Genomic DNA, 11332 nt, shown 5'->3' on the forward strand with positions numbered 1-11332 from the left:
CGCGCTGGCGGTGCTGGTCTGGCTGCTGGCCAGCCGCAGGCACGGATAACGATGGGCGAACATTTCGGCACCGACGGCATACGCGGCATTCCGGGGAAATTCCCCCTGGTTGAGGATTTCGTGGTCCGGCTGGGGCGCGAGGCCGCGCGCGCCGTGGGCGGGAAAAACGGCGGTTCGGTGATAATCGCGCGGGACACGCGCCTCTCCGGCGAGAAACTGCGGGACTGGCTGGCGCGCGGAATGCGCGCGGCGGGGTTTGAGCCGCTGGACACAGGCATAGCCCCCACGCCGGCGGTTTCCTATCTTGTGCCGCAGGAAAAGGCGGCGTTCGGCGCGGTCATCTCGGCCAGCCACAACCCGCCGGAGTTCAACGGGATAAAATTTTTCTCCGCCGCCGGCGTGAAGCTGGACGAAACCGCCGAAAACGCGATAGAGGCCGCCATCGCCGCCGGCGGCGAGGCCGCGCCGGACGATAAAGCCGCCAACCTGAAACTTCCCGGACGGTTGACCGTTCCCAAACCGGATTATGTCCGGGATTACGAGAATTTCATAGTGGAAACCGCCGGCGTCAGGCTGGACGGGATGAAAATAGTCGTTGACTGCGCCAACGGCGCGGCCTACGACATAGCGCCCAGGGCCTTTGAACGGCTGGGCGCGCGGGTAACGGCAATCAATTGCTCCGCCGACGGCGAAAAAATCAACCGCAACTGCGGCGCGCTGCACCCGCAGACGATGTGCGCCAAAACCGCCGCACTGGGGGCCGACTGCGGCTTCAGCCTGGACGGCGACGCCGACCGCGTTATTTTTTCAGACGAAACCGGCGCCGTTCTGGACGGCGACGACATCATCGCCATGGCCGCGCTGGAGCTTAAAAAAGAGGGGCGGCTCAAACACGACAAGGTCGCCCTTACCGTAATGTCCAATCTGGGCATCGTAAACGGGTTGAAAAAACTTGGCGTCTCCTGCGAGCTTACGCAGGTGGGCGACAAATACATTTCCCAGGCGATGGAAAAAGAGGGGCTCTCGCTTGGCGGGGAAGCCTCCGGCCATATCATATTCAGGGATTTCCTGCCCACCGGGGACGGGCTGCTGTCCGCCGTGCAGGCCATAGCCCTGCTTAAACGCTCCGGCATGAAAATGAGCGATTACGGCAGGCTGCTGCCGAAGTATCCGCAATTGCTCAAAGCCGTAACGGTGAAAGAAAAAATACCGCTGGAAAACGTCGCGGGTTTTGACGAGATGCTCAGAAAGCAGGAGAGGACGCTCTCCGGCGGAAGAATTGTGGTGCGCTACTCCGGCACGGAGCCGAAGCTGCGCGTTCTTGTGGAAGGGCCGGACCGCGCCGCGGTGGAGCGCGCCTGCGAAAGCATCCTGGATTTTTACACCGCGCGCGCCGCATAAACAGGAGGGTTTTATGAAAATCAAACTGGGAATAAACATAGACCATGTCGCGACATTGAGGCAGGCGCGCGGAATCGGCAAGCCCGATATCGCGGAAGCCGCCAAAATCTGCCTGGCAGCGGGGGCGGATTTCATAGTCTGCCATCTGCGCGGGGACAGGCGCCACATACAGGACGCGGACGTTTTCCTTCTCAAAAAGAAAATAGGCGCAAAGCGCATTCACCTGGAAATGGCCTGCACGCCGGAGATGGAGCGCATCGCGCTAAAGCTCAAGCCGCGTTCGGTCTGCATAGTGCCGGAAAGGCCGGACGAGCTTACCACTCATGGCGGGCTTGCTTTGTCCGGCAAAAACGCGGCGAAGGCGGCCCAATGCGTCAAAAAACTGCGCCGCGCCGGAATAGGGGTCAGCCTTTTCATAGAGCCCTCCGCCGCGTCGGTGCGCGCCGCGCGCGCCGCCGGCTCCGATACGGTGGAGCTTTGCACCAAGGCGTACGCCGAGGCTTTCGGCGGCAAAAACGAGGCCGCCGCGCTGGAGAATCTTGAAGTGGCAGCCGTGCTGGCGCGCGAAATGAAGCTGCATATACACAGCGGCCACGGGCTGGATTACCGCAATGTCCGCGCCGCCGCGCATATTGAGGGGACGGAATGCCTCAATATCGGTTTCTCCGTCATCTCCCGCGCCATGTTTGCCGGCCTGGGCCGCGCCGTGGCGGAAATGAAAACGCTTGTCGCATAAGCGCGGACGACAGAAAAGGCGGGAAGATGGGAATAGTGTTCGCGCCGGGTTGCGCATTGATGATATACAAGCCGGAGCTGGCCGGGCGGATTCTTGGCTTTCTGAATAAGGAATTGGGACCGGTAAGCGAGCATTTGACCTGTTGCAGGCACGCGCCGGATCTGCCAGCCGGAACACAAATCATCAATGTTTGCGCCGGCTGCGACAGGCGGTACCGGACGCTTTACGAAGGCATCAGCACGATTTCACTCTGGGAAGTCCTGTGCAAAAGCGGCAGCTTTCCGTTTCCGAATTACAGCGGGGAGGAAATGACCGTGCTGGACGCCTGCCCGGCCAGAGACCAGGCAAGAATTCACGACGCTCTCCGGTATTTGCTGGCGAAAATGAACATCCGGGTGACGGAACCGTCCAAAACCAGAACCGGCGGCGCCTGCTGCGGCGACAGCTTGTACGGGCAGCTTCCCCCGGAGCAGGTCAAACAGTCCATGAGGAAAAGGGCGGACGAAATGCCCGCCGAAAATGTCGTGGTTTATTGCGTATCCTGCGTAAAAGCCATGCATATCGGCGGCAAAAAACCGCGCCATATGGCGGACCTCCTGTTTGGCGATAATACCGCCGCGGGAATATGCGAGCCGGATGAATGGCATGCGGAGTTGGACAAATTCATCGACTCGCATTGACCTGGCGGCAAGTTCAAGGAGCTTTCATGTGCGGAATAGTCGGATACGCCGGCGGCGGGGAAGCCGCGCAATTTATAATATCGGGCCTGCGGCGGCTTGAATACCGGGGCTACGATTCCGCCGGGCTGGCGGTAATAGACAAGGAAAAAAATTCGCTGGAGCTGCGCCGCAGCGTCGGCAAGGTGGAGCTGCTGGCGAAAATGCTCAAGTCCAGGCCGGTTTCCGGCTCCACGGGGCTTGGCCACACGCGCTGGGCCACCCACGGCAAGCCTAACGAGGAAAACGCCCACCCCCATACCGACTGCGAAGGCAAAATAGTGGTGGTCCACAACGGCATCATTGAAAACTATGCCGCGGTTAAAGACCGGCTGGGAAAAGCGGGCCACACATTTTCATCCGAAACAGACACCGAGGTGATAGCCCATCTGATAGAGGAAAAAATACGCAATCTCGGCTCCGGCGGGAAAGCCTGGCGCATGGAGATGCTGGACCCGCTGTTCTACGACGCGGTGCGCCTGGCGCTGAAAGAACTGGAAGGCTCGCTCGCGCTGGGGGTGCTGTGGACAAACTGTCCCTCCACCATAATCGCCGCGCGGCGGCAAAGCCCGCTGCTGCTGGGCATAGGCGAGGGCGAGAATTTTCTGGCCTCGGATATAACCGCGCTGCTTGAAAAAACGAAAAAGACCGTCTATCTCTCCGACGGGGACATCGCCGTGCTAAAACCGGCGGGCGTTACGGTATTCGGCGCGGACGGCAAAAAAGCCGAAAGGCCCGTCTCCGTCGTGCAGTGGGACAGGACCATGGCCGAAAAGGGCGGCTACAAACACTACATGCTCAAGGAAATACACGAGCAGCCCGCCGCCCTGGAAGACACCATGCGGGGCCGCCTTTTCCCCGCCGGGGAAGAGGCCCTGCTGCGCGAGTTCGGGCTGGACCCGGAGGCGGCGCGCTCGCTGCAGGAGATACACATAGCCGCCTGCGGCACAGCCTATCATGCCGCGCTTGCCGGGCGCTATATGATAGAGCATTTCGCCGGCGTGCCGGTTTCCGTGGATTTCGCAAGCGAGAGGCGCTACCGCGACCCGATTTTCGCGGCGCGCGCGCTGGCGGTGCTGATAAGCCAGTCCGGCGAGACGGCAGACACCATAGCCGCCGCGCGGGAGTTCAAAAAGAACGGCGTCAGGACGCTGGCGATATGCAACGTGCTGGACTCCTCGCTGACGCGCGAATGCGATTTCACCTTCTACACCCGCTGCGGCCCGGAAATTGGCGTGGCCTCCACCAAGGCCTTCACCGGCCAGCTTGCGGCGCTGTATATTTTCGCCGTGCAGCTGGCGGCGGCGCGGGGGAAGCTAACCCCCCAGCAAACTGATTCGTGCATAGGGGAACTGTTCAGGATTCCAGCGCTCATGCGCCGCGTTCTGGCCCGCGCCGCGGAGGTGGAAGCCGCCGCTAAAAAATTCGCCGACAGGGGCCACTTTCTGTTTCTGGGGCGGGGCATAAACTACCCCGCCGCGCTGGAAGGCGCGCTGAAAATAAAAGAAATTTCCTATGTCCATGCGGAGGGTTTCGCCGGCGGCGAGATGAAGCACGGCCCCATCGCGATAATAGAGGAAGGGATGCCGGTAATAGGCATATCGCCCAAATCCCGCGCGGGGGACAAAATAGCCTCCAATCTGCTGGAGGCGCATTCGCGCGGAGCGCGCATAGTGGCCATCGCAAACGAGGGCTGCCTGCCCGCCGGCGTGCAGATAGACCAGTGCCTTCCCGTGCCGGAGACCGGCGAATACCTGTCCCCGCTGCTGACTGCGCTGCCGCTGCAACTGTTCGCCTATTATTCGGCGAACGAGCGCGGCTGCGACATAGACCAGCCCCGCAACCTCGCCAAAAGCGTTACGGTGGAATGACATGCCTTTTGAGCAACTTATAGGAATCGGCATAGACATAGTGGAAATAAAGCGCATCAAGCTGCTTATCCGCAAAAACAAGGGCTTTCTGGCGCGCGTTTTCACCGACGAGGAGCTGCGCTACAGCATAGGCAAGAAAAACCAGTTCCAGCGGCTGGCGGTGCGCTTTGCGGCCAAAGAAGCCGTCTGGAAAGCCGCCGGGCTTAAGGGGCTGGCGCTGAAAGATATAGCCATAGTCAAATCCCCCGGCGGCAGGCCTGGCATATTATGCAAAGACCCGCGCGCAGCGGGCATAGTGTTCCATCTGGCGCTTTCGCACGCGGACGATTACGCCTCCGCCGCGGCGGTGGCAATACGCACGGGATATGGCGGTTAAACGTCTGATACTGATGCGGCACGGCCATTCGCCCGCCGCCGGCGCGGGCGGGGACGCGGCACGCCCGCTGTCGGCGCGGGGCAAAAACGCGGCGCTGCTTGCGGCAAAAAAACTTTCGGCAAAGGGCTTTGCGCCGGAGCTGGCGCTGTCCAGCCCGCTTGTGCGCGCCATGTCCACCGCGGAAACCGCGGCGGCGCATTTCGGCGCGCGGGTGGAGGTTGCGGACTGGCTTGACGGAAGCCGTTCCTGCTCCGATGTGTGGGAGATGCTGCTGCCCCGCCTGGCGGATTGCGGGACGGTTATGGCAGTAGGGCATCAGCCGGGGCTGGGCATGCTGGCCGGCGCGCTGATGGGCGGCTGCGCCTTCCCCTTCCAGCCGGCGGGGGTCTGCGTGCTGCGTTTTGACGGGGAGCTTCCCCCCCGCCCGCGCGCCTGCGCGGCGGAAGAGTTCAGCTTTCTGGACCCTGAAGTATAGCCAGCGCCGAGGGAACCGTTTCCACCGTAATGGCGCCGCGGGCGCGGCGCGGCTCGCCGTCAATGTGATAAACAATTTCGCCTTCGCCTCTTACCAGGGCGGAGGCGCTTTTTGCTGCGGACACCAGAGAAGAGCTTTCAATGCTCCCGTCAAACAGCTTGTGCAGGTGGCGCACAGTCTGGTACCAGGGCCGGTAATCCACAGTTACGATATTGAGCAGCCCGTCGTCCGGCTTTGCCGAGGGCGCTATCACCGCCCCCCCGCCGAACTGGCGGCAGTTGGCAAAAGCCAGGCATAACGGCTTTACAACAGATGTTTTGCCCCCGCATTCCAGCTCCAGCCGGGGCGGCTTGTAGGAAACATATTGCCTCAGGCCGAAGTAATAGTAAGGCAGCTTGCCGCGCGGCCCTTTCCTGCCGAAACTGTTGAACGCCTCGCCAATCAGCGCGTCTATGCCTATGCCGGCGACATTGGCGAAATACTCGCCGTTTATCTTCCCCAAATCAATGCGGCGGGGCCGCCATTTCAGCAGCGCCTCCAGCGCGCGGCGCGGAGCCAGCGGTATACTGAATTCCCGCGCCAGGCCGTTGCCGGAGCCTCTGGGCACAAGCCCCAGCGCGGCGCGCGAGCCGCAAAGCGCGGGCAGCGCCTCGTTTATGGTGCCGTCGCCCGCGGCGACAACCACGGCGTCAAACCCCGAGGCCACCGCGCCGCGCGCCAGCTCCAGCGCATGGCCGGGGCCGGAGGTGAAGGCGCATTCCGCGCGGCCCCGCCCGGCAAACAGGGTTGTTACCGCTTCAGCCAGGTTGCGCGCGTCGGTTTTGCGGCCCGCATTGGGGTTTATTATGAAATAAAAGCTTCTGTCCATCAGCCACTATTGTACCTGAATTTGATAAAATGGGATATATGAAAAGAAGAGAGTTGGTCAAACATCTTACCGAGCAGGGCTGTGTGCTTACGAGGGAAGGCGGCAAGTATTCAGTGTTCCAGAACCCCGTCACATGCAAGGAAACGCCGGTTACCCGGCATAACGAGATAGCCGATTTCACCGTGCGCAAAATATGCCGGGATTTAGGCGTAGAACCGCCGCACTAATTCTCCTCTGCGCCCTTGCCTGCGGCTGCGCCGGAATCGGCAGGCAGGTGGACTGGCTGCCCTCCGGCCCCTCCTTTTCGCCGAAAAAAACAGGGGATGTGGAGGTGTTTTTCTCCCGCGCGCAGGTAAAACATCCTTATGGCGCCATGGCGCTGCTTCACGGCTGGGACGTAAAGCCGGAAGACAAAAAATCCCTTGACCGCCAGATTCAAATGATGCGCGAACTTGCCGCCAGAAACGGCGCGGACGCGATAATCGCCGCCATAAACGACCACGAGACGGGACAGGGAGATTTCTCCGGCGGACTGCCGGACGGCCTCTGCAACGCCTACGCCATAGCCGTGAAATATGTGGACACCCTGACCCCGCAGGAAAGACAGGCCCTGCAAAACTGGAAACCATGATAGCCGAGACGCCGCAGCAGTGCGCGGAATGGACGGGACGCGCGGTCGTCTGCGATGTGCTGCGCTGCTCCACCAACATCTGCGCGATGCTGAAACGCGGCAAGCCGCATGTGCGCGTTTTCGCCGACAAGGACAAGGCCGTTGCATGGCATGCCGGCAATCCGGGAGGCGATTTTTTCTCGGAACTGGATTTTCCGCCGGAATTTGAAAAATACGACAATTCCCCCTCCCAGGCGCTGCAATCCGACCCGCGCAGGCCCGCCGTGCTGGTTACCGGCGCGGGGACAAAAGCGATTTTGAGCCTCAGAAACGCGGAGGCGGTCTACATAGGCTGTTTTGCGAATTTTCCGGCGGCAGCGGCGAAAATTCGGGCCGGAGGCGATTTCCTGCTGGTTCCGGCGGGGATATTTTACCTGAACCACCCGGAAGATTTACTCTGCGCCCGCGCGCTTGAGGCCGCCGCCTCCGGCGGGGAAAACGCCGCGCAAAACGCGCTGGCGCTTCTTAAGGAAAGCGGGCGGCTTGAAAAGTTCCTGCGCGAACGTCCGCAAAACGGCGCGGCGGACCTGGCAATCGCGCTAAACACCGGCGGGCTGAACCTGCTGCCGGAAGTGAAAATATCCGGCGATTGCGCCGTGGCAAAGTTATGAAAAAAGCCATTGTCCTTCTCTCCGGCGGGCTGGATTCGGCCACCTGCCTTTACTGGACCAAGGCAAAGGGCTATAGCTGCCATGCGCTTTGCATACTTTACGGGCAAAGGCACGGGCGCGAGGCGAAAAGCGCGGCAAAAATAGCCAGGCTGGCGGGCGTTCCGCTTACAACGTTGCGGCTGAAGCTGCCCTGGCTGAAAACCAGCGCGCTGGTGGACAAGTCCCGCAAGCTGCCGGATATCCCGCTTGACAAAATCGGGCATGAAGGCATCGCGCCCACCTATGTGCCGGGAAGGAATTTGCTTTTCGTGTCGCTTGCCGCATCTTTTGCCGATGCCGCCGGGGCGCGGGCCGTGGTGCTGGGGCCTAACGCGCTGGATTATTCCGGTTATCCCGACTGCCGTCCGCAGTTCTACAAGGCGCTGGCAAAAGCCGTGGCGCGGGGCACCGCGCTGGGCGGAAAAATGAAAATACTCACCCCGATTATCAATCTTGACAAGGCGCAGATAGCCAAACTGGCGGCCAGGCTGAAAGTTCCCGTCAGGCACACATGGTCCTGCTATAAAGGCGGCGCAAAACCCTGCGGACATTGCGACGCCTGCAAGCTGCGCGCAAAAGGCTTTGCCCTGGCCGGACTGCGGGACGAGGCGCTATGAAAGCCCCCGTCGCGGAGATATTCTCGTCCATACAGGGCGAGGGAATTTTTCTGGGCGCGCGGCAGATTTTCGTCCGCTTCTGCGGCTGCAACCTCAAGTGTTCCTATTGCGACGAGCCCGCCTCCCGCGCCGCCGGGAAAATGATGACGGCGGAGCGGATACTGCGCGAAATCTCGCGGCTGGGCAAAAAACCGCATCATTCGGTATCGCTTACCGGCGGGGAGCCGCTTTTGCATGCGGATTTTATAGCCGCGCTGGCGCCGCGCATAAAAACCGCGGGGCTGCCGGTTTATCTGGAAACAAATGCCGCGCTGCCGGAAAAATTCCGGCTTGTAAGCCGGCATGTTGACATCGTGGCGGCGGACTGGAAGTTCCGCCGCTCCACCGGCGAGGAGCTGGCCGCGCGCCACCGCGATTTCCTGTCGCAATGCAGGGGCAGGGTTTTTGTGAAGGCGGTACTCACCGGCGGAGAGTCCCGCGCCGAGCTGGAGCAATGCGCCGGCACGGTAGCGGACGTCTCCGCGCATATCCCGCTTGTGATACAGCCGGCGACGCCGGTTTCCACGCAGGCCGTGAAAACCGCCGAAAAATTCCTGAAACTTGCGCGGCGGAAGCTGGCGCGGGTCATAATACTGCCGCAGCAGCATCCCATATGGGGGGTCAAATGACGGAAACAATGTTTGTGGACTGCCCGTGCTGCGGCACGCGGCTGGAACTGGAGCGCAAAACCGGCAAAATTGTCAAAACATGGGCCAAACTGGAGAAAAAAGAGGGCGGCGACGCCTTTGCCGATTCGCTCAAAAAAATGAAAGAGGAAAAAGAAAGGCTTGGCAAGTATTTCTCGCAGGCGCCGGATTCAATGAGCAAGCACAAAAAAGAGCTGCTGGACAAATTTGAGCAGGAAAAACAGCGCATAAAAGACTCCGGCGACACCAGCCGCCCGCTCAACCCGCTGGACCTGGATTAAAATTGCTAAAATAGAGGCAAATGACGGACACCGAGTTAAATAAAAAGCTAAATGAGCTTCTATCCAGACATGAAACCGAATGTTTGGAGTTCAAAGAAGCCGCGAATGACTTTAGTTTTGAAAAACTGGGGGAATATTTCTCCGCTTTGAGCAATGAAGCCAACTTGGCAGGTTGCCCTAATTCCTGGCTGGTACTTGGCATTGAGGACAGAACTCGCAGTATTGTGGGAACCAGCTTTAAAAAAGGAAAATTGACTGCTTTGCCAAACGATTTTTCGGTCCACACAACAGGAAACATCTGTTTTCAACCCTTTGAGTTAACGCGGGACGGCAAACGAGTGATTTTGCTCAAAATACCGGCGGCGCCGCAGGGAATTCCGATTGCATGGCAGGGACATTATTACGCGCGGCATGGAGCATCTCTTGTTGCGCTGGATATCAATAAGCTGGAAACAATCCGCCGCCAAATTATGCCTGATTGGTCGGCAAGAGTTATTGAAGAAGCCTCTATTGACATGCTGGACAAAGATGCGATTGCCTTTGCGCGAGAGCAATTCCTGCCAGGAAATCCAGAGGCGGCTGAATGGGACACCAGAACTTTCCTTAATAAAGCGAAACTTACAATCCGGGACAAAATTACCAATACTGCCATTTTGCTCCTGGGCGCATCAGAATCCGAGCATTTTTTATCCCCGGCAATGGCAAAAATAACGTGGGTATCTAAAGAACAAAATTCTTTGAACAGCGACCAATATGAGCATTTCCATCCGCCGTTTCTACTCAACACCGACAAAATTCTTGCTCTAATACGAAACCCCAATTTTCAATACTTGCCGGATGCGACATTATTCCCATTGGAAATACGGAAATATGATAACTGGATTATTAGAGAGGCTTTGCACAATTGCATAGCACATCAGGACTACTTGATGGGGGGAAGAATCAATGTTGTGGAATATCCCGACAAATTAGTTTTCTCGAATCTGGGTGCATTCATTCCGGGCAATATAGAAGCGGTATTGCGTGAAAATGCGCCGCAAATCAAATACAGAAACCCTTTTCTTGCGCAAGCTATGGTAAACCTGAAGATGATTGAAACAATAGGCAGCGGCATCCCAAAAATGTTTCAAATACAGCGGAACCGGTTTTTCCCATTGCCTCATTACGAACTGAAAGAATCATCAGTTCAACTTACCGTTGATGGAAACATATTAGATCCGCGTTTCTCTCAATTGTTGCGCAGAAACCCGGAACTGGACCTGCCAACAGTTTTGACTTTAGATAAAGTGCAGAGGAGGCTATCCATACCAATAGATGAGGCAAAGAAACTGAAAAAGAAGGGACTTATTGAAGGCCGCTATCCCAACATATTTATCTCTGACACAATATCTGCCATTATGGAGCAAAAAGCGCAGTATTTCAGGAACAGAGCCTTTGACAACAGATACTATGAAGACATGATATTGGAGTTTGTGAAAAAACACAAAGTGGCTTCTCGTAGAGATATAAACGATTTATTGTTTGAAAAGCTGCCTGAGTTTATGACGGATAATAAAAAGCAGCAGAAAATCAGCAATATATTAACCGCCATGAGAAAAAAGAATGCAATCATTAACATTGGAACAGACAGGCATTCCGAGTGGGTTCCAGGTGCGAATTAAAAGAAAAAAAGAGAATATTAAAGGTAAAAGAGCATGTCTAAACTATTTATCCGACGGGATGTTAACAATGTTTTGCAGGAAATTTCAATGTTGTTAAAAGAACAGCGCGAAAGAACATATGCGGGATAAAACACACGGAAATCATGTATTTGATAGAATCTCGCTTGCGGATATGGGCAAATATTACGCTAGCGCTATTTTGGCTTCTGCCTTGCGATGGACTGGCGCTTCATTAAAAGAACTGGCGCCGTCATTCACTGTGTTATCTGTCAGGGGCAGTTCAGGCCATTTCCACCGATATGCTTCCCTCCGGGAGGCATAGTG

14 protein-coding genes are annotated in these 11332 nt (G+C 57.7%); 13 read left to right on the plus strand and 1 reads right to left on the minus strand.

Annotated elements, in window-relative coordinates:
• Positions 1-51: 51 nt before the first annotated feature.
• The 6 genes from glmM to WC421_06085 are packed head-to-tail and all read left to right on the plus strand — an operon-like array spanning position 52 to position 5575.
• Positions 52-1401 carry a phosphoglucosamine mutase gene (glmM, locus tag WC421_06060; protein ID MFA5161791.1) on the plus strand — a complete coding sequence of 450 codons (1350 nt, stop codon included), beginning with the start codon at positions 52-54 and terminating at the stop codon, positions 1399-1401.
• Between the two features lie 13 nt (positions 1402-1414).
• Positions 1415-2137: a pyridoxine 5'-phosphate synthase gene (locus tag WC421_06065; GenBank protein ID MFA5161792.1), complete on the plus strand. Its 723-nt coding sequence runs from the start codon at positions 1415-1417 to the stop codon at positions 2135-2137.
• Positions 2138-2163: 26 nt separating this feature from the next.
• The gene (locus WC421_06070; GenBank protein MFA5161793.1) at positions 2164-2817 is read left to right on the plus strand and encodes a (Fe-S)-binding protein; all 654 of its coding nucleotides are present in this window, start codon (positions 2164-2166) and stop codon (positions 2815-2817) included.
• 26 nt (positions 2818-2843) lie between these two features.
• The gene (gene glmS, locus WC421_06075) at positions 2844-4724 is read left to right on the plus strand and encodes a glutamine--fructose-6-phosphate transaminase (isomerizing) (protein MFA5161794.1); all 1881 of its coding nucleotides are present in this window, start codon (positions 2844-2846) and stop codon (positions 4722-4724) included.
• A 1-nt stretch (position 4725) separates the two neighbouring features.
• Positions 4726-5100 carry a holo-ACP synthase gene (acpS, locus tag WC421_06080; GenBank protein MFA5161795.1) on the plus strand — a complete coding sequence of 125 codons (375 nt, stop codon included), beginning with the start codon at positions 4726-4728 and terminating at the stop codon, positions 5098-5100.
• On the plus strand, positions 5090-5575 hold the full coding sequence (locus tag WC421_06085) for a histidine phosphatase family protein (protein ID MFA5161796.1): 486 nt from the start codon (positions 5090-5092) through the stop codon (positions 5573-5575). Before acpS ends, WC421_06085 begins: the two co-directional genes overlap by 11 nt.
• Here the strand turns inward: WC421_06085 and WC421_06090 are convergent.
• Positions 5550-6443, minus strand: coding sequence for a diacylglycerol kinase family protein (locus WC421_06090; protein MFA5161797.1), 894 nt, complete (start codon positions 6441-6443; stop codon positions 5550-5552). The genes WC421_06085 and WC421_06090 overlap by 26 nt on opposite strands.
• A 38-nt stretch (positions 6444-6481) precedes the next feature.
• Here WC421_06090 and WC421_06095 point away from each other — a divergent pair, with 38 nt between their 5' ends.
• The 7 genes from WC421_06095 to WC421_06125 are packed head-to-tail and all read left to right on the plus strand — an operon-like array spanning position 6482 to position 11008.
• Positions 6482-6670: a type II toxin-antitoxin system HicA family toxin gene (locus WC421_06095; GenBank protein ID MFA5161798.1), complete on the plus strand. Its 189-nt coding sequence runs from the start codon at positions 6482-6484 to the stop codon at positions 6668-6670.
• On the plus strand, positions 6637-7074 hold the full coding sequence (locus tag WC421_06100) for a hypothetical protein (GenBank protein ID MFA5161799.1): 438 nt from the start codon (positions 6637-6639) through the stop codon (positions 7072-7074). Before WC421_06095 ends, WC421_06100 begins: the two co-directional genes overlap by 34 nt.
• Positions 7071-7724: a 2-phosphosulfolactate phosphatase gene (locus WC421_06105; protein MFA5161800.1), complete on the plus strand. Its 654-nt coding sequence runs from the start codon at positions 7071-7073 to the stop codon at positions 7722-7724. Before WC421_06100 ends, WC421_06105 begins: the two co-directional genes overlap by 4 nt.
• Positions 7721-8380 (plus strand): 7-cyano-7-deazaguanine synthase QueC, encoded by a 660-nt coding sequence (gene queC / locus WC421_06110; GenBank protein MFA5161801.1) that lies wholly within the window; start codon positions 7721-7723, stop codon positions 8378-8380. Before WC421_06105 ends, queC begins: the two co-directional genes overlap by 4 nt.
• The gene (locus WC421_06115) at positions 8377-9048 is read left to right on the plus strand and encodes a 7-carboxy-7-deazaguanine synthase QueE (protein MFA5161802.1); all 672 of its coding nucleotides are present in this window, start codon (positions 8377-8379) and stop codon (positions 9046-9048) included. The genes queC and WC421_06115 overlap by 4 nt, the downstream gene beginning before the upstream one ends.
• Positions 9045-9347 (plus strand): hypothetical protein, encoded by a 303-nt coding sequence (locus tag WC421_06120; protein ID MFA5161803.1) that lies wholly within the window; start codon positions 9045-9047, stop codon positions 9345-9347. Before WC421_06115 ends, WC421_06120 begins: the two co-directional genes overlap by 4 nt.
• A 20-nt stretch (positions 9348-9367) precedes the next feature.
• Positions 9368-11008, plus strand: coding sequence for an ATP-binding protein (locus WC421_06125; protein ID MFA5161804.1), 1641 nt, complete (start codon positions 9368-9370; stop codon positions 11006-11008).
• The last annotated feature ends 324 nt before the right edge of the window (positions 11009-11332 follow it).

Source organism: Elusimicrobiales bacterium, from assembly GCA_041651175.1.
In the GTDB taxonomy this organism is placed as follows: Bacteria; Elusimicrobiota; Elusimicrobia; order Elusimicrobiales; family Elusimicrobiaceae; genus JAQTYB01.